Source organism: Sphingomonas sp. ACRSK (assembly GCF_022346685.1).
Taxonomy (GTDB): domain Bacteria; phylum Pseudomonadota; class Alphaproteobacteria; order Sphingomonadales; family Sphingomonadaceae; genus Sphingomonas; species Sphingomonas molluscorum.
Genome location: NZ_JAKRNR010000008.1, coordinates 86,119 through 102,829, shown reverse-complemented (window position 1 = coordinate 102,829; position 16,711 = coordinate 86,119). Strand labels below are relative to the sequence as shown.

Genomic DNA, 16,711 nt, shown 5'->3' with positions numbered 1-16,711 from the left:
TGTTCTTCCTTGTTCAAAACCGTGCGAGGTCGAAGGGCGCCAAGTCGACCGGCGGCCGCTCGCCTGCGACCAGGGCGGCGACGAGCTCGGCCGTGATCGGCGCCAGCGTCAGCCCCAGATGCTGGTGGCCGGATGCATAGAGCAGGTTGTTCGCGCGAGGCGAGCGGCCGATCGCGGGCAGATAGTCGGGAAGGGTGGGGCGCGATCCCATCCACCGGCGGAAAGGGCCCGTGATGGGGAGGCCGAGGGCGCGGACGTGCGCTTCCAGCCGCTCCCACTTGCGCGGATCGGGCGGCGCGTCGGGGCTGCTCAGCTCGACGAAGCTCGCGGCCTGCACGCGGTCGGCGTAGCGGGTGACGATCATCGACCGGTCCTCGAACACCAGCGGCGGCAGGTCCGCCGGCCAGCGATCCGCGGCGGCACGGATGTGATAGCCGCGCTCGGCGATCATCGGGGCGGCGTGGCCGGTCGCCTCCATCAGCGCGCGCGAGCCGATGCCGGCCGCCACCAGCACCAGTTCGGCCGGATGCCCGGGAACCAGCGCCACCCCGTCGATGATGCGCAGCTGCGCGCGGGCGCGAACGATGCGGCCCCCTGCACGAAGGAACGCCTCCTCCAGCGCGCCCGCCAGCACCGAGAGATCGCGGATCTGCCCGCTGCCGGCAAAGCGAATCGCACCTGCCACCGGAGCCTGGATCACGCTGGCGATCGCGTCGAGCTCGGCAGCGTCGGCATCGCGGAACGTCGCCGTGCCGGTGTCGGCCGCCGTCCAGGCGGCGCGTCCGGCGCGCGCGGTCTCCGGCGATTCCCACAGCACCAGATGCCCGTCCTGCGTCAGCAGCTCGGGGGCGTCGATCGTCGCCGCCAGCCGCTCCCAGGCGGGCATCGCCTCCTGCAACAGGCTGCCGAGCGCGGCGCTGCCCGCGGCAAAGCGGCTCGGGGTCGATCGACCGACCAGCCGCAGCGCGAACGGCAGCCAGTTCGCGAGTTGACCGAGCGGCAGGTCGAGCGCCCCCCCGCGCACGAACAGCCGCCGCGGCGCGGACCGGATCGCAGCCGGCGAGGCGAGCGGCGCCACCTGCTCCGTGGCGATGTGGCCGGCATTTCCCCAGGAGGCGGCCGTGCGGGCGGAGTCCGGCTCCAGCAGCGTCACGGAATGGCCGGCACGCGCCAGCGCCAATGCGCTCGCCAGCCCGACAACGCCCCCCCCGACCACATTTGTCGCACCCACGCCCGTTCTCCTGTTGCGGCACAGCAATCCCTATCGTATACGGTATATGTCCGCAACGAGAAGAGAATGGTTCCGATGATGGTCGAATGGAAGGGCGTGTTCCCCGCCGTGACGACGCAGCTCCGTGAGGATCTGACGATCGACTTGGGTGAAACCCAGCGGGTGGTGGACGACCTGATCCGCGACGGGGTGACCGGCGTGATCGCGCTCGGCACCGTGGGTGAAAACAACTCGCTGATGTTCGAGGAAAAGCAGCAGGTCCTCTCCGCGATCGTGGAAGTGGTCGCCGGCCGTGTGCCCGTGCTCACCGGCGTTTCCGAATATGATCAGCGCCGCGCCACCCGTTATGCCCAGGCGGCCGAAAAGATCGGCGCTGATGGCCTGATGCTGCTCCCGCCGATGGTCTATGTGCCCAAGGCCGAGGAACTGGTCGCGCACTTCCGCGGCGTGGCGGAGGCGGTGAGCCTGCCGATCATGCTCTACAACAACCCGCCGGCCTATCGCACCGTGATCGACCGCGGCGTGCTGGCGGCGCTCGACGACGTGAAGAACATCGTCGCGGTCAAGGAGTCGGCCCCCGACACCCGCCGCTTCACCGATTTCCGTAACGAGTTCGGCGACCGCTTCGTGCTGTTCGCAGGGCTCGACGACGTGGCGCTGGAAGGCCTGTTCCTGGGCGCCAAGGGCTGGGTCTCGGGCCTCACAAACGCGTTCCCGCGCGAGTCGGTCGAGCTGGTGCGCGCGTTCGAACGCGGCGACCATGCCAAGGCGCTGGAGATCTACCGCTGGTTCATGCCGCTCCTTCACCTCGATGCCGAGCATGATCTGGTGCAGACCATCAAGCTCGCCGAGCAGGTGATGGGCCGGGGTTCGGAGCGCGTGCTCCCACCGCGCCAGGTGCTGACCGGCGAACGCCGTGCAGAGGTGATCGCCATGGTGGAAAAGGCCGCGGCGACCCGCCCGACCCTCGACATCGCCAAGGCAGCCTGACACGAGACACCCATGCGGCACACCTTCTTCTGTATCGACGGCCACACCGCCGGCAATCCGGTCCGCCTAGTCGCGGGCGGCGCGCCGCTCTTGAAGGGGGCATCCATGTCGGAGCGGCGCCAGGACTTCTTGGCCCGCTTCGACTGGATCCGCACGGGCCTGTGCTTCGAACCGCGCGGGCACGACATGATGTCGGGCGGATTCCTCTACCCGCCGACGCAGGCCGACACCGACATCGGCATCCTGTTCATCGAGACCTCGGGCTGCCTGCCGATGTGCGGGCACGGGACCATCGGCATGGTCACCTTCGGCCTGGAGCATGGCCTCATCCAGCCCGCCACGCCCGGCAAGCTGCGCATCGAGGTGCCGGCCGGGGTGATCGACGTCGCCTACGAGACGCAAGGCGACAAGGTGACGGCGGTGCGCATCACCAACGTCTCCGCCTATGTCGCGGCGACCGGCATCCAGGTCGATCTGGAGGGGCTGGGGCCGCTCAGCGTCGACGTCTCCTATGGCGGCAACTACTACGCGATCGTCGAGCCGCAGGGTGCCTATCCCGGCCTCGACGATCTCGGCGCCTCGCGACTGGTCGAACTCAGCGGCCGCCTGCGGGCGGCGATCCGCCAGAAGTTCGAGCCGGTCCATCCGCTCGATCCCACCATCCGCGGCGTCAGCCACATCCTGTGGGCGGACAAGCCGCGCGGCGATGGCGCCGTTGGCCGCAACGCCGTCTTCTACGGCGACCGGGCGATCGATCGCAGCCCCTGCGGCACCGGCACCTCGGCGCGTCTCGCCCATCTCGCCTCCAAGGGGCAGTTGAAGACGGGCGAGCGCTTCGTCCACGAAAGCTACATCGGGAGCCGCTTCATCGGCCGGGTGGAGGCGGAGACCGCGATCGGCGACCAGCCGGCGATCATCCCATCGATCGAGGGATCGGCGGTCGCCACCGGCTTCAACACGATCTGGATTGATCGCGCCGATCCTTTCTGGAAGGGTTTCCAGGTCAAGTGACCCTGGCGGCCAAAGTCGATTGTCGGCGGGTCCGTCGCGGCCCTCCGGAGGTTTTTCGCAGATGAGCATCGTCGTCCGCACGCTCTCTGAACAGGTATTCGAAATCATCCGCGAGCGGATCATCACCGGCGTTCTTCCGCGGGAGGTGCCGATCCGCCAGGATGCGCTCGCCAACGAACTGGGGGTGAGCAAAATCCCCCTGCGTGAGGCGCTGGCGCGGCTGGAGCAGGAGGGGCTGCTCACCAGCCAGGCGAACCGCGGCTATTTCGTGCGTCCAATGTCGGCCGCGGAAGCGGAGGAGATCTTCGAGCTGCGGCTGGTGCTGGAGCCGCCGGCCGCTGCCCGCGCGGCGGAACGCGCCGATGACGCAGACCGTGCGGCCACCATCGCAGCGTTCGAGGCGCTGGACAGCGCCGCCAGCAACAATCTCGCGAGCGTCGCCAGCTGCAACCGGACCTTTCACACCGCGCTCGTGCGCCCGAGCGGGCGGTTGCTCACCACCCAGCTGGTCGAGCGGCTGACGGTGCTGTCCGAACGCTATGTCATCGCGCACCTCCAGCCCGCCGGACGCGAGGATCGCGCGCACCTGGAGCATCGCGACCTGCTCGACGCCTGGCTCGCCGGCGACGGGCCAACGGTGGAACGGCTGCTGAGCGCACACATCCAGGCAACGCTGGACGATCTTCGGAGCCAGTTCGGCTCGGAATTGTCCGGCTAAGACGAAAAACCAGGGGGGAGAGCCGATGTTCGGGCCGCGTAAATCGATCCACACGATGAGCAGTCAACAGGAGGGGCACCGGCTCGCCAAGACGCTGAGCTGGCCGCACCTGATCGCGCTGGGGGTCGGCGCCATCGTCGGCACCGGCATCTACACGCTCACCGGCGTCGGTGCCGAGCGTGCCGGCCCTGCCGTGATCCTCGCCTTCGCCATCGCCGGGGCGGTCTGCGCCTGCGCGGCACTCGCCTATGCCGAGATGGCGACGCTGATCCCGGCCGCGGGCAGCGCCTATACCTTCAGCTATACCGCGATGGGCGAGGGGATCGCCTGGATCGTCGGCTGGAGCCTGATCCTCGAATATTCGCTCGCCTGCTCGACCGTTGCGGTCGGCTGGTCCGGTTATCTCGTCGGCTGGATCCAGGCGGCGGGCGTGACCCTGCCGCAGGCGCTGCTGGTGGGGCCGCATGATGGCGGCATCATCAACCTGCCGGCCGTGCTGGTCGCGCTCTCCGTCATGGGCATGCTGATCGCCGGCACGCGCGAGAGCGCGACCCTCAACATCATCCTCGTCATCATCAAGCTGGTTGCGCTCAGCGTCTTCGTCGCCTTTGCGCTGCCCGCGTTCCAGGCCGACAACCTCCAGCCGTTCATGCCCTATGGCTTCGGCAGCACCGAGGTGATGGGCGAGAAGCGCGGCGTCATGGCGGCGGCCGCGATCGTGTTCTTCGCCTTCTATGGCTTCGACGCGGTGGCGACCTCGGCCGAAGAGGCCAAGAACCCGGGGCGTGACCTCACCATCGGCATCGTCGGCTCGATGCTGGTGTGCACGATCATCTACATGGCGGTCGCGGTCGCAGCCGTCGGTGCGTTGCCCTACACCGCGCTCGCCAACTCGCCGGAGCCGCTCGCGCTGGTGCTGCGCTCGCTCCAGCAGCCGGTCGCCGCCCACCTGATCGCGCTTGCTGCGGTGGTGGCGCTGCCCTCGGTGATCCTGGTGATGATGTATGGGCAGAGCCGCATCTTCTTCGTGATGGCGCGCGACGGCCTGCTTCCGCGCGGCCTTGCGAAGGTCAGCGCGCGTACCGGCGCCCCGACCCTGATCACGCTCGTGACCGGCGTGTCGGTCGCCGCCGTCGCCGGCTTCTTCCGCCTCGACGAGATCGCCGAGCTCGCCAATGCGGGCACGCTGGTTGCCTTCATCGCGGTCGGCGCCTGCCTGATGATCCTGCGCCGCCGCTTCCCGGAGCTGCCGCGGCTGTTCCGCTGCCCGGCGCCCTATGTGGTCGGCACGCTCGCGATCCTCGGCTGCATCTATCTGTTCATCAGCCTGCCGAGCTCCACCATCACCCGCTTCGCGCTGTGGAACGTCATCGGTCTGGTGATCTACTTCGCCTATGGCCGTCGCCACAGCGAGGCGCGCGAACCGAAGCCGGTCGCCGCCGCCTGAACCTGCGCGGCGCACCGACGCCGCGTCCAGGTCTTCGCCCGGCATCAGCGCCGGGACAGTGCGGGAGGTGCGGGATGCCGCACCTCCCGTTTGTCGTTCAGGCGCCGGGGTGCTTCTTGGCGATGGCCCCCAGCAGGTCGTCGAATGCCTTCACGAACTGAGCAACGCCTTCTTCCACCAGCCGCTGGGTGACGCCGTCCAGGTCCAGGCCCAGCCGCTCGGCCTCCGCCAGCACGTAGCGCGCGCCGTCCAGATCGGCGGTGAGCGTGTCGGCGACGGTGCCGCGCTCGCGGAACGCGTCCATGGTCTTGGGCGGCATGGTGTTGACCGTGTCGGCGCCAATCAGCGCGTCGACGTAGAGCGTATCCGGGTACGCCGGGTCCTTGGTCCCGGTCGACGCCCACAACAGCCGCTGCGGCTGTGCGCCCTTGGCGGCGAGTGCCTGCCAGCGCTCGCTCCCGATGAAGTCCTGGTACCAGGCATAGGCGGCCTTGGCGTTGGCGATCGCGACCTTGCCGCGCAGCGCCTTCAGCGCCTCGGCCTCGGGATCGCCCTCGGCGACGCGCGTGTCGATCGCCTTGTCCATCACCGCGTCGATGCGGCTGACGAAGAAGCTCGCGACGCCCGCGATCCGGTCGATCGGCAGGCCCTGTGCCGCGCGCTGCTCAAGACCCGCGACATGCGCCTCGGCGACGCGCTGATACGCCTCCAGCGAAAACAGCAGCGTCACGTTGACGTTGATGCCGGCCGCAACCGTCGCCGCGATCGCGGGCGCACCTGCCGGCGTGCCCGGGATCTTGATCATGAGGTTCGGCCGGTCGACCGCCGCCCACAGCTTCTGCGCCTCGGCGATGGTCGCGTCGGTATCGTCGGCGATATAGGGCGACACTTCCAGGCTGACATAGCCGTCCCTGGCATCGGTACGGTCATAGACCGGGCGCAGCGTCTCAGCCGCGGCCTTGATGTCCTGGATCGCCAGATGCTCATAGCGATCGATGGTCGCCGCACCCGGATGGGCGGCGTCATAGGCCGCCAGCGTCGCGTCATAGGCATCGCCATAGCCCATCGCCTTTTCGAAGATGGCGGGGTTGGAGGTGACGCCGGTCAGCCCGTCCTCTGCGACGAGCTTTTCCAGCCCGCCCGCTTCCAGGAACTTGCGGTCGACGAAGTCGAGCCACGGTGCGGTGCCCTTGGCGCCGAGATCGTTGAGCAGCCCCATTACCTGTCCTTTCAGCCTGCGCCGGACCCAGAGCCCGGCTTTGGGAGCGCTATGCCGCCAGCCGCGGCAAAAATCGACTCACGCGTGCAGGGCCAGCTTCGCGAGCGGCCGGCCGACCAGTCCCGCCACCAGCGCAGCCTGGATCCGCTCCACCAGCGGCAGGCGGGAGAGCGGCGCCACCAGCCGGTCGCGGGATGCGGGAATCACCCGGCTATCGGACTGATAGACCGGCGTCAGCAGCGCCGTCAGCGCCTGGTACAGCCCGACGTGCCGCCGTCGTAGCGCCACCGTGCGCGCCAACCCTGCCTCCATCGTCGCGGCACCGCGCAGCCCCTGCCGCAGCGCAAAGGCATCGAGCAGCGCCATGTTCGCCCCCTGGCCCAACTGCGGGCTCGCCGAGTGCCAGGCGTCGCCGATGTGGATCATGCCATGCCCGGCCGGGTGCGAGAGCGTACGGTGCGCATAGCGCGCGACGGCGAGTTGGTCGGGATGGTCGATCCGGGCGAGCAGCGGCTCGGTTGCCGGCCACAGCGCCTGCACCTCCGCCTTCCACGCCGCCAGTCCAGCCGCCCGCCACGCTTCCAGCCGGTCGAGCCGCAGCGACCAGAACAGCGAGGCTTCGGCGCCACCGCCACTGGCGCGCTTGCCCGTCGGCAGCACGCCGACCATTTGGCTCGCCCGGTGATAGCGCTGCTCCAGCGTGCTCGGCGACAGCGCGCTCCCTTCGGGCCAGGCGAGGCTCGTCCACAGCGCGCCATAGGCGAGTTCGCGGCCCGTGGGCGGTGCCAGCGGCGTGCGGCTGCCCAGCGCGTCGACCACCAGGTCGAACCGCACGCTGCGGGTGCCGTCTTCGAAGAGCAGGCGGCGACCGTCGTCGCTCGCCGGCTCGCTGCCGATCACCGTCCGACCCGTCTCGATCGGGATAGCGGCTGCGATCGCAGCATCGAACAACACGCCGAATAGGCTCGCCCGGTGGATGCCGAGCCCGAAGCGCTCGCCCTTGAGCGCCCGATAGGCGACATCCAGCACGACGCTGCCCTTGGCCGTGCACCCGAGCAGGCGGTCGACGCGCGCCCCCCGCGCCAGCACCGCCTCCGTCAGCCCCAGCTCCTGCATTACCGCAAGCCCGGTCGGCTGCAGCATCAGCCCTGATCCGATCGGCTGCGGCGTCGCGAACCGCTCGAACAGGGTGACGCGGTGGCCGTCCCGCGCGAGCAGCAGCGCGGCTGCCAAGCCGGCGGGGCCGCAGCCCGCCACTGCGATCGTCCGCACCGTCATCGCGCCAGGTCCAGCGCCATCTGCACGCCCGGTGTCGCCGGATCGGGCAGGGGGCCAAGGTTGGAGAGGGTGACGCCCAGCAGCCGCACGCCCATCGGCAGCGGGTACAGCCCGCGCACCAGCTCCACCGCGACCGCGTGCAGCGTTTCCCGGTCGCCGACCGGATCGGCCAGGCTGCGACTGCGCGTCAGGGTGCGGAAGTCGGCAAAGCGGATCTTGGTCGTCACGGTGCGTCCGGAACTGCGCGTGCGTTCACACCATTCCCAGACATCATCGGCCATGGCGCGGATTCCGTCCTCCACCGCCTCGGGCGTGACGAGGTTGGTGGCGTAGGTGGTTTCCGATCCGGACGACTTGCGCACCCGGTCCGGCGTCACGGGACGGTGGTCCTCGCCGCGGGCGACGCGGTAATACCATTCGCCCGACTTGCCGAAATGGGCGCGCAGCCAGGGCAGTTCCTGCGCCCGCAGGTCGGCGCCGGTGTGGATGCCGAGCCCGGCCATCTTCTCGGCCGTGCGCGGGCCGATGCCGTGGAAGCGCCCCACCTCCAGCTTGGCGACGAACGCCTCGCCGGCCCCTGGCGGGATGACGCACTGCCCGTCCGGCTTGTTGGCGTCGGAGGCGAGCTTCGCCAGAAACTTGTTGTAGGAAATGCCGGCCGACGCGGTGAGGCCGGTTTCCTCGCGGATGCGCCGCCGGATCTCCAGCGCCGTCTCGGTCGCGGACGGCAGCCCCGCGAGGTTCTCGGTCACGTCCAGATAGGCCTCGTCCAGCGACAGCGGCTCGACCAGCGGCGTATAGCTGTGGAAGATCGCGCGGATCTGCTGCGACACCGCGCGATAGACATCGAAGCGCGGCCGCACGAACACCAGTTCCGGGCACTGTCGGATCGCCCGCGCCGAGGGCATCGCCGAGCGTACCCCGAAGCGCCGCGCCTCGTAGCTCGCCGCCGCGACCACCCCGCGCCCGCTCGAGCCGCCCACCGCCACGGGCCGCCCGCGCAGCTCCGGCGCGTCGCGCTGCTCCACCGACGCGAAAAAGGCGTCCATGTCGACATGGATGATCTTGCGGGTCATGGCACGCGAACAGGATAGGAACAAACGTCCTCGCTGTCACCCGCCAACCTTGGTGCCTCTTCGCTATCACGGTGCCGGCATCAGAGCCGCGGTGAGCCCGTACCCCGGCGAAGGCCGGGGCCCAGTTGGGGAACGGTTGAGGCGCGTGGCACATCGCGATTGCACCGCAACTGGCCCCCGGCCTTCGCCGGGGTACGGATAAGCTCTTGCTACGGTATCACCTCAGCGCCGAGCTCGCCCCGCTCGAACAGGATGCCCGGCGCGTCGCGATAGCGGACCTCGCCGAAGCGCCGGTAGCCGAGCTTCTCCGCCACCCGCCGCGACGGCTGATTGTCGGGGTGGATGAGGCACACCGTGCGTTCCGTGCCATGCACCTCGGCCATCCACGCATGCGCTGCCTGCACCGCTTCCGTGGCATAGCCCCTGCCATGGCCCTGCGCCGCCAGGATCCAAGCCGCCTCCGGAAAGGGATCAAAGGCGGCGCCGAACCCGCGCGCGAAATGGGCGATTCCCACTTCGCCCAGGAAGCGCCCGCCGTCCTTCTCGCGGACGGTGAAGATGCCATAGCCAAAGGCCGTCCAGTGGCCGATGTTGCGCAGCAGCTTGTTCCACGCATCCTCACGGCGGATCGGCTGGCCGCCGATGAAGGCCATCACGCCCGCATCGCTCAGCATCGCGTGGCTGTCGTCCAGGTCCGCGAGCGTGGGGCGGGTGAGGAGGAGGCGCTCGGTCTCGAGTACCGGTTCGCCGCGCGCGTGGGTGCCTTCCATCGAACCGTCTCCCCCTCAACCCTGCTGGTCGTGCTTGTCCTTCTTGCGCTTGCCGAACAGGAGCTTGCGTTCGAGTTCCAGCCGCAGCGCTGCGTAATAGGCTTCCAGAAACTCACGGTCATAGCCCTCGTCGGGGTTGCGGCCGAGCTTGGTGCGGATGGTGCGCGCCACCATGAACTGGTCGTGCCGGTCGTTCCGGCGCAGCACGTCCTCCAGCTTGTGCAACTCGAATGCGCCATAGGCGGCGAGTTCGTGCGGCGCGAAGCGATAGCGATCGCCCTCCAGCGCGGCCGGATCGAGCAGTTCCGCGCCGATCTGCCCGCGCTCGTTCTCCACCACCCAGGTGCCCGCCACCAGGTCGCCCGCGCGCAATCGGTCGCGGTTGAACAGCAGGAAGAACAGGAACAGGCACGCCCAGCCGAGCGCCAGAAAGCCGACCCAGCCGTCGATCGTCCCTTCCGCAAAGGCAAAGGGGAGGAAGCTCAGCGGCAGGAACAGCTCGACCTCGCGCATCAGGTTGCGCGCCAGCACGGCCGTCGGGGTCAGCCGCCCCCCGTCCCGCGCCACCACCCGCAGCTTCTGCATCCGCTTGCCCGGCGTCGCCGCGCGCCCGCCCGCCTCGAACGCCACGAAGTAGAAGTTGCGCAGCAGGAAGAACCCGAGCAGCCACACGACCATCAGCAGCGGGCCGGTCGCGGTTCCTCCCGCTTGGGCGAGCAGCACCACCAGCAGGGTGAAGCCGATCAGGATCGCCAGCATGACCAGCAGGTCCAGCACCAGTGCGCCGGCGCGCGCGCCGCCGCTGCCCAACCGCACGTGGAGCGTCACCCCCTCGGGCGTCACCAGCGCGCGGTCGAGCGACAGCGGCGGGCGTGGCTTGCGCGGGCGCCTAGCCACGGTGACGGCGTCCGACGAGGCTGAAATAGCCGACCCACAGGGCGAACATCGCACCGGCGATGGCGTACCGTGCGCTGTCGCTGGTCACCAGCTGGCGCGCGAACCCCTCCAGCAGGCCGGCCACCAGCAGCATCAGGATGACGCCCAGCATCACGGTGGCGGCGGTCCGGCCGGCCGCCCCTGCGGCAGCGACGCGTCCGCGCTCGCCCGGAAAGGCGATGGTGCGTCCGATCCGCAGCCCTGCGGCGGCGGCCAGGACGATCGCGCTCAACTCGGTCGATCCGTGGATCATCAGCCAGCCGAACAGCCCGGGCGCGAGGCCATGCGGCGTATAGACCGCGAAGATCGCACCCAGCATCGCGCCGTTCTGCACCAGCAGGATCAGCGTCGGAATGCCGAGCGCAAAGCCCAGCGCAAAGCACAGGAACGAGACCTGCGCGTTATGGGTGAACAGAAAGGCCGCGAACACCTCCAGCCCGCCGTCCTCCGGCTTGTCGTAGAGCGACTTGCGCAGGAACTCGGTGGAGGCGCTCATGTCGCGGCCGCTCGCCATCTCGGGAGGCATGATCGCGCCGAACCACGCCGGTTCGGCGCGGATCAAGGCGTAGGCGGCAACGGCGCTCAAGATGGTGAGCAGCGTCGCCACCAGGATCTCGGGCCACAGCGTGCGCACCGCCTGCGGCAGCCCGCGCCCAAAGAAATCGACGATCTGCCGCCCCCACGGCGCGCGGCAGCCGTAGAGCACGAAATAGGCGCGGGTCGACAGCCGCTCGAGATAGTCGACCAGCGACGCGTCCAGCGACGTCTCGCGCGCGACCGACAGTGCCGACAAGGTCGCGCGATACAACCGCGGCAGCTCGAACAGATCCTCTTCGGACAGGCGGCGCGGGCTCTTGCTCTCGACGACGTCGAGCAACGCCTCCAGCCGCGCCCAATCGGCCTCGCGCTCGGCACGGAAGTGGCGGCTGGCGAACAGTGGCGCGTTCATGCCACCCGCTCCCGGTGGCGGAGATACCGCTCGACCAGCCGGAGCGCCATCGCCTCGGCCGGCGCCTCGATCACGTCCACGCCCATCCGTCGCAGCCGTTGGATCACGATCCGCCGCTCGCGCAGCAGCGCATGGGCGACAGTCGCGCGCACCACATCGTCGGCCTCCTTCGGCTCGGCATCCTGGATCCCCTCCAGCTCTTCGTCGCGGAACAGCACGAACAGCAGCCGGTGGCGCTTGAGCATGCGCTGGGCGGCGGCGAGCATCAATTCCGCGCTGGTGGGATCGGTGAACTCGGTGAACAGCACCACCAGCGATCGCCGCTCCAGACGGCCGTCCAGCGTCACCAGCGACAGGGTGTAGTTGCTCTCGTCGGTGCCATAGTCGATGTCGGCCGCGGCATGATGGAGCCGGGCAAAGCCGCGCGTGCCCGACAGCGTGCCCGAATCCACCTGCGGCCGGGCGGCAAAGGAATAGAGCCGCGCCCGGTCGCCCGACTTCAGCGCCACGAACGCGGCGAGCAGCGCTGCCGAGACCGCCCTGTCGACCCGCGGCACGCCGCCGACGGGATCGCTCATCGCGCGCCCGGCGTCGACCGCGAACACCACCGCATTGTCGCGCTCGGTCTGGTACTCGCGGGCAAGCAGCGACGCGTGCTTGGCCGACGCCTTCCAGTCGATGGTGCGCCGTTCCATGCCGGGCTGGAAGTCGGTGAGTACCTGGAATTCCTGCCCCTCGCCGCTGTCGCGCCGCATGCGCAGGCCGGTATGCTGGCTGTTGAGATACTGGCGCATCCCCTCGTCGCGGACGGGACGGATGTCGGGCATGACGGCGATCGCCTGGCCGCCTGGCCGACGCGTCTGCCGCCAGGCGAGCCCCATCGGCCCGGCATGGCGCGCCCACAGCGCCTCGACCACCGCGCGCCCGCGCCGCACGGCCCGAAAGCGTGTGCTGGTGCGCGGCCCCTCGCGCTCCAGCGGGCCGGAAATCTCCGCGGCGAAGGCGGCAGGCAGCACGCGCGTGTCCTGCTCCAGTCGGGGTGCCAGGTCGAACGTCTCGCCGACATGGATCGCCGCCGGGGTCGCGATCGACAGCCGGGCGCTGCCGAGCGGCGGCGCCAGCAGCGCATCGACGACGACCAGCACCACCATCAAGACCACCCAGCCGAGTGCTGCCACCCAGGCGCCGGGCGCGACGATGCCGATGGCGAGCGCCACCGGGGCCGCCGCGGCGACCAGCCACACCGCGCGCTGGGTGGGATAGATCAACGCGGCGCCTCGGTCGCGTCGATCAGGCCGGTCACGACATCGTCGATCCGCCGCCCGTCGATCTCGGCCGCAGGCGACAGGATCAGCCGGTGGCGCAGCAGCGCCGGGGCAAGCAGCTTCACGTCGTCGGGGATGACATAGTCCCGCCCCTCCAGCGCTGCCGCCGCCCGTGCCGCCGCCGCCATCGCCGAAGCCGCACGCGGGGAGGCGCCACTGGCGATGTCGGGGTGCTCGCGGGTCGCCCGCACCAGCCGCACGATATAGTCGATCACCGGATCGACCAGTCGTACCTCCGACACCGCAGCAATGGCGGCTGCAATCTCCGCGGCACCCGCGACCGGCTGCACGCCCGAATCCTCGGGGCGCGGCGTACCGGTGCGGTTGCCGTACTGCGCGACGATCGCGCGCTCCGATTCCTCGGACGGCCAGCCGATCGACAGCTTGAAGAGGAAGCGGTCGAGCTGTGCCTCTGGTAGGGGATATACGCCCTGCTGCTCGATCGGGTTCTGGGTCGCGACCACGGTGAAGCGGTCCGACAGCCGCTCGGTGCGCCCGTCGGTGGTGATCGCGCGCTCCTGCATCGCCTCCAGCAGCGCCGCCTGAGTCTTGGGCGGGGTGCGGTTGATCTCGTCGGCCAGCAGCAGCTCGCAGAACACCGGCCCCTTGGTGAGCGCGAAGCTCGACGTCTGGAAGTTGAACAGGTTCGCGCCGATGATGTCGCCCGGCATCAGGTCGGGCGTGAACTGGATGCGCCCGAAGTTCAGGCTCAGCGAGCGTGCGAAGCTCTGCGCCAGCAGCGTCTTGGCGGTGCCCGGCGGCCCCTCCAGCAGCACATGGCCGGCGGAAAACAGCGCGATCGCCAGGAAGCGTACCACCGGCCCCTGGTCCACCACGGCCTTTGCGATCTCGCGGTCGATCGCCTGTCCGAGCGACCGGACCTCTTCGAGCGTCATGCCAATGCGTCCTTCCATGCGTGGAGTTGTCGGGCCGCCGCCACCAGCTCCGCCTCGGTACGGGCGGTGCGCAGGCGATGGTCGATTTGCGAATAGGGGGCGGGGCGGTCGCCCAGCCGGTCAAGGCGCTCCAGCACGCCGGCCTCGTCCAGGTCGCGCGGCAGGTCCATGGTGCGAACCAGCCCCTCGCGCGCGATGTCGGCATAGCGGGCGCCGGCCGACAGGGTGCGGCCGGACAGGCGGGTGAGCGCGGCGATGTTGTCGATCAGCGCCGCTTTCCCCAGCGCCACCGCCCGCCGCTCGCGCAGCACCGGGCCGAACCGCACCGCGGTTGCTAGCCCGGCGAGTACTGCGGCGGCGATCATCGCCAGGGTCGCGGCCAGGAACGGCGGCGTGAACAGCAGCTTCACCAGGTTGCGGTCGCCTGGGCCATAGTGCAGCGAGGCGTCGAACACGGCCGCACCTGGATATTTCGGGTCGAGCGCCGCGAGCAGCGCGATCGCCGCCTGCGCATTCTGCGGGTGCTTGAGCGCGGCATTGTTGAGGAGGTCCGGGTCGGACAGCACATAGGTGTTCGACTGCCCGATCCGCGCCAGCACCGCCGCCCCGTCTTCGTCCCGCAGGACCGGGACCAGTGCCTTGCCCGTTACGGCGCTCAGAAAACGGGGCGCCAGGAAGGGCCGGAACTTCCAGCCCGGGGCGCTGCGCATCTCCTGCGTCGCGCCATAGGTCGTGTCGACAGCCTTGGCGGGCACCAGCGCTGCGACCTTCTCGGAACTCAGCAGCCCCACGCGCTGCACCCGATTGGGCTGCAGCGGCAGCGCCGCCACGTGCCACTTGGGCAGCACGATCAGCGTCGGGAAGTCGCCGCTTTCCTCCGCGTCCTCCGCCTCCGCTGCGGCCGCATGCGCCTCGCGCGCCTGCACCAGCTTGGCCACCTGCTCGGGCTGGGTGTCGATCGCCGGCGTCAGCACGGCCAGCTCCGGCATCGCGGCCAGATCGTCCGGATCGACCACCAGCGATCCGCCGCCGCCGGTGCGGTCGACCAGCTGGCGAAGCGCATAATAGCCGGCGCCATGCTTCTCGTCCGCGGCCGGAAGCGAGCCCAGCTGGCGCGAAAGCACGTCGGAAAAGCCGTTGAGCAGGATCGCTGCCAGCGCCAGCAGCGTGCCGGCCACCACCAGCACGATCGCGGTGCGCCGCGCAAAGGGCTCGGTCGTCGCGCTCATGCGGTCTTCAGTGCGAACCGGGCGTAATCCGCGCGGGCAGCTTCCCAGTCGGCCACCTCCAGCGCACGCCCGCCGAACCAGCTGCGCTCCACCGCAGCCACGATCCGCGCGAACACCCCGCGCGCCTCGCCCGGCAGCCCCTCGGCCCGCGCGATGTCGCGGCTGGTGGAGGAGGGGCGCACCAGCTCGCCCCGCCAGGCGGCAATGTCGTCGATGCTGCGGAACAGGATCAGGTGCACCGCCTCGTCATAGCGGCCGCCGGCAGCCAGCGCGTCCGCCTCTTCCAGCAGCGCGCGTGCCTGGCCTTCGGTCGGCGCCCACTGCGGCGTCTCGTCCACGTCGCTGCGGCCGCGCCGCACGATCGAGAGCACCCACTCACGCAGTCCCGGAACCAGCGCGAACAGCAGCACCGCGACCACCACCGCCGCCGCGATCCAGCCGATCACGGTCCAGCCGTCTCCGACCCAGGCGACGAAGCGCGCGATCGCTCTGCCCAGCGCTTTCAGCCACTCGGGCGCCTCGCGCGCCTCGATGTGCCGCATCGGCAGGTCGAACTGGATGCTCTTGTCGGCCAGGATCGTGCGATGCGCCTCGGCCACGCGCGCGGGGTCGGGCGGCGCTGCCGCCGATGCGGCCTCCATGGATGCGCGTGCCGTCATTCGTCCCCCTGCGCGCCGTTGGAGCAAATCGCCGATTTACACGCAACGCTTTTCGCCTAGGCTTGGCGAACCGGCGGGGGGCGGGGGATCCATGGCAGTCATATTGATGTTGGTGGTGCTGCTTGCGCTGCCGTTCCTGTTCATCGCCGCCCTGATCTTCGCGGCGCGTACCGAGGCGCGACGAGATCCCTGGCGCTTCCGCATCACCGACGTGGTCTCGCAGAGCTTCTCGACGATCGGCCGTGCGCGCCTGCCGATGCTGGCGACCAGCCTGGTGACGATCGCGCTGCCAGCCACCGCCCTCCAGACGGCACTCGGCTTCGACGCGACGGCCCGGATGTTTACCATGCCGGACGAGCAGGTGCTGACCGCCCTCGGCATCGGCTGGCTCGTCAGCCTGCTGGTGGGCACGCTGGGCGAAGTCGTGATGATCGCGATCGCGCTCGACGTGCTTGCCGGGCGGCCGGTGCAGTTCGGGCCGGCGCTGGCGCAGGGACTGCGGCTGTTGCTGCCCGCCATTCTCGTCCGGCTGCTGCTGTGGGTGGGCGTCGCCCTCGGGTTGATGCTCTTCATCATCCCGGGACTGGTGCTGATGCTGACCTGGGCGATCGTGCTCCCGGTCCTGGTCGCCGAGCGTCCCGGCATCTTTGCCAGCTTCGCGCGCAGCGGGGAGCTCCTGCGCGGCGCCCGCTGGCGGCTGCTGCTGCTCTTCGCGATCGTGTTCGTGGCCTGGTCGCTGTTCGGCGGCATGGGCCAGGGCTTCGCGCTCGCCAGCCAGACCAGCGGCGCCCGGATCGGCAGCATCGTCATCCAGACGCTGGTCGCCACCCTCACCGGCGCGATGGGTGCGGCCGGGCTTTCCACCATCTACCACCAGCTCAAGTCCGAACGCGAAGGGCTGGTGGGCGAGGATCTGGAGGCGGTGTTCGCATGACCGCCCGACATCGACAGGAACGGAGAACAGGCTTGCTACGAAC

At 69.8% G+C, this 16,711-nt stretch carries 16 protein-coding genes; 5 read left to right on the top strand and 11 right to left on the bottom strand.

The window, feature by feature from the left end; translation table 11 throughout:
• Window positions 1-13 precede the first annotated feature (13 nt).
• Window positions 14-1,231: an NAD(P)/FAD-dependent oxidoreductase gene (locus MHZ35_RS06460; protein WP_239434865.1), complete on the bottom strand. Its 1,218-nt coding sequence runs from the start codon at window positions 1,229-1,231 to the stop codon at window positions 14-16.
• A gap of 75 nt (window positions 1,232-1,306) precedes the next feature.
• Here MHZ35_RS06460 and MHZ35_RS06455 point away from each other — a divergent pair, with 75 nt between their 5' ends.
• From MHZ35_RS06455 to MHZ35_RS06440, 4 genes are all read left to right on the top strand, one after another.
• Window positions 1,307-2,221 carry a dihydrodipicolinate synthase family protein gene (locus MHZ35_RS06455; RefSeq protein WP_239434884.1) on the top strand — a complete coding sequence of 305 codons (915 nt, stop codon included), beginning with the start codon at window positions 1,307-1,309 and terminating at the stop codon, window positions 2,219-2,221.
• 12 nt (window positions 2,222-2,233) lie between these two features.
• Entirely contained in the window at window positions 2,234-3,232 is a 999-nt protein-coding gene (locus tag MHZ35_RS06450; protein ID WP_239434864.1) for a 4-hydroxyproline epimerase, read from the top strand.
• Window positions 3,233-3,293: 61 nt separating this feature from the next.
• On the top strand, window positions 3,294-3,950 hold the full coding sequence (locus MHZ35_RS06445; RefSeq protein WP_239434863.1) for a GntR family transcriptional regulator: 657 nt from the start codon (window positions 3,294-3,296) through the stop codon (window positions 3,948-3,950).
• Window positions 3,951-3,975: 25 nt separating this feature from the next.
• Window positions 3,976-5,397: an amino acid permease gene (locus MHZ35_RS06440; RefSeq protein ID WP_446741019.1), complete on the top strand. Its 1,422-nt coding sequence runs from the start codon at window positions 3,976-3,978 to the stop codon at window positions 5,395-5,397.
• 97 nt (window positions 5,398-5,494) lie between these two features.
• Here the strand turns inward: MHZ35_RS06440 and tal are convergent, their stop codons facing one another.
• The 10 genes from tal to MHZ35_RS06390 form a co-directional block, all read right to left on the bottom strand.
• Complete coding sequence (gene tal, locus MHZ35_RS06435; protein WP_239434861.1) at window positions 5,495-6,616, bottom strand: transaldolase; 1,122 nt, start codon at window positions 6,614-6,616, stop codon at window positions 5,495-5,497.
• A gap of 78 nt (window positions 6,617-6,694) precedes the next feature.
• Window positions 6,695-7,894, bottom strand: a complete 1,200-nt coding sequence (locus MHZ35_RS06430) for an FAD-dependent oxidoreductase (protein WP_239434860.1) — start codon at window positions 7,892-7,894, stop codon at window positions 6,695-6,697.
• Window positions 7,891-8,970, bottom strand: coding sequence for a DNA polymerase IV (gene dinB / locus MHZ35_RS06425; RefSeq protein WP_239434859.1), 1,080 nt, complete (start codon window positions 8,968-8,970; stop codon window positions 7,891-7,893). Before dinB ends, MHZ35_RS06430 begins: the two co-directional genes overlap by 4 nt.
• Before the next feature lie 209 nt (window positions 8,971-9,179).
• On the bottom strand, window positions 9,180-9,740 hold the full coding sequence (locus MHZ35_RS06420) for a GNAT family N-acetyltransferase (protein WP_239434858.1): 561 nt from the start codon (window positions 9,738-9,740) through the stop codon (window positions 9,180-9,182).
• Window positions 9,741-9,755: 15 nt separating this feature from the next.
• A complete protein-coding gene (locus MHZ35_RS06415) occupies window positions 9,756-10,637 on the bottom strand; it encodes an RDD family protein (protein WP_239434857.1) in 882 nt (293 codons plus the stop codon).
• The gene (locus MHZ35_RS06410; RefSeq protein ID WP_239434856.1) at window positions 10,630-11,625 is read right to left on the bottom strand and encodes a stage II sporulation protein M; all 996 of its coding nucleotides are present in this window, start codon (window positions 11,623-11,625) and stop codon (window positions 10,630-10,632) included. The genes MHZ35_RS06415 and MHZ35_RS06410 overlap by 8 nt, the downstream gene beginning before the upstream one ends.
• Window positions 11,622-12,893, bottom strand: coding sequence for a DUF58 domain-containing protein (locus MHZ35_RS06405; RefSeq protein WP_239434855.1), 1,272 nt, complete (start codon window positions 12,891-12,893; stop codon window positions 11,622-11,624). Before MHZ35_RS06405 ends, MHZ35_RS06410 begins: the two co-directional genes overlap by 4 nt.
• Window positions 12,890-13,846, bottom strand: coding sequence for an AAA family ATPase (locus MHZ35_RS06400; RefSeq protein ID WP_239434854.1), 957 nt, complete (start codon window positions 13,844-13,846; stop codon window positions 12,890-12,892). The genes MHZ35_RS06405 and MHZ35_RS06400 overlap by 4 nt, the downstream gene beginning before the upstream one ends.
• Window positions 13,843-15,075 carry a hypothetical protein gene (locus tag MHZ35_RS06395; RefSeq protein ID WP_239434853.1) on the bottom strand — a complete coding sequence of 411 codons (1,233 nt, stop codon included), beginning with the start codon at window positions 15,073-15,075 and terminating at the stop codon, window positions 13,843-13,845. The genes MHZ35_RS06400 and MHZ35_RS06395 overlap by 4 nt, the downstream gene beginning before the upstream one ends.
• Entirely contained in the window at window positions 15,072-15,734 is a 663-nt protein-coding gene (locus MHZ35_RS06390; protein ID WP_239434852.1) for a DUF4129 domain-containing protein, read from the bottom strand. The genes MHZ35_RS06395 and MHZ35_RS06390 overlap by 4 nt, the downstream gene beginning before the upstream one ends.
• Before the next feature lie 91 nt (window positions 15,735-15,825).
• Here MHZ35_RS06390 and MHZ35_RS06385 point away from each other — a divergent pair, with 91 nt between their 5' ends.
• On the top strand, window positions 15,826-16,668 hold the full coding sequence (locus tag MHZ35_RS06385) for a hypothetical protein (protein WP_239434851.1): 843 nt from the start codon (window positions 15,826-15,828) through the stop codon (window positions 16,666-16,668).
• Window positions 16,669-16,711 lie beyond the last annotated feature (43 nt).

Bases quoted from the DNA above. Each gene is read 5' to 3' on its own strand.
- MHZ35_RS06455 (WP_239434884.1), top strand. From the start codon at position 1,307: ATGATGGTCGAATGGAAGGGCGTGTTCCCCGCCGTGACGACGCAGCTC.
- MHZ35_RS06450 (WP_239434864.1), top strand. From the start codon at position 2,234: ATGCGGCACACCTTCTTCTGTATCGACGGCCACACCGCCGGCAATCCG.
- MHZ35_RS06445 (WP_239434863.1), top strand. From the start codon at position 3,294: ATGAGCATCGTCGTCCGCACGCTCTCTGAACAGGTATTCGAAATCATC.
- MHZ35_RS06440 (WP_446741019.1), top strand. From the start codon at position 3,976: ATGTTCGGGCCGCGTAAATCGATCCACACGATGAGCAGTCAACAGGAG.
- tal (WP_239434861.1), bottom strand. From the start codon at position 6,616: ATGGGGCTGCTCAACGATCTCGGCGCCAAGGGCACCGCACCGTGGCTC.
- MHZ35_RS06430 (WP_239434860.1), bottom strand. From the start codon at position 7,894: ATGACGGTGCGGACGATCGCAGTGGCGGGCTGCGGCCCCGCCGGCTTG.
- dinB (WP_239434859.1), bottom strand. From the start codon at position 8,970: ATGACCCGCAAGATCATCCATGTCGACATGGACGCCTTTTTCGCGTCG.
- MHZ35_RS06420 (WP_239434858.1), bottom strand. From the start codon at position 9,740: ATGGAAGGCACCCACGCGCGCGGCGAACCGGTACTCGAGACCGAGCGC.
- MHZ35_RS06410 (WP_239434856.1), bottom strand. From the start codon at position 11,625: ATGAACGCGCCACTGTTCGCCAGCCGCCACTTCCGTGCCGAGCGCGAG.
- MHZ35_RS06400 (WP_239434854.1), bottom strand. From the start codon at position 13,846: ATGACGCTCGAAGAGGTCCGGTCGCTCGGACAGGCGATCGACCGCGAG.
- MHZ35_RS06395 (WP_239434853.1), bottom strand. From the start codon at position 15,075: ATGAGCGCGACGACCGAGCCCTTTGCGCGGCGCACCGCGATCGTGCTG.
- MHZ35_RS06390 (WP_239434852.1), bottom strand. From the start codon at position 15,734: ATGACGGCACGCGCATCCATGGAGGCCGCATCGGCGGCAGCGCCGCCC.
- MHZ35_RS06385 (WP_239434851.1), top strand. From the start codon at position 15,826: ATGGCAGTCATATTGATGTTGGTGGTGCTGCTTGCGCTGCCGTTCCTG.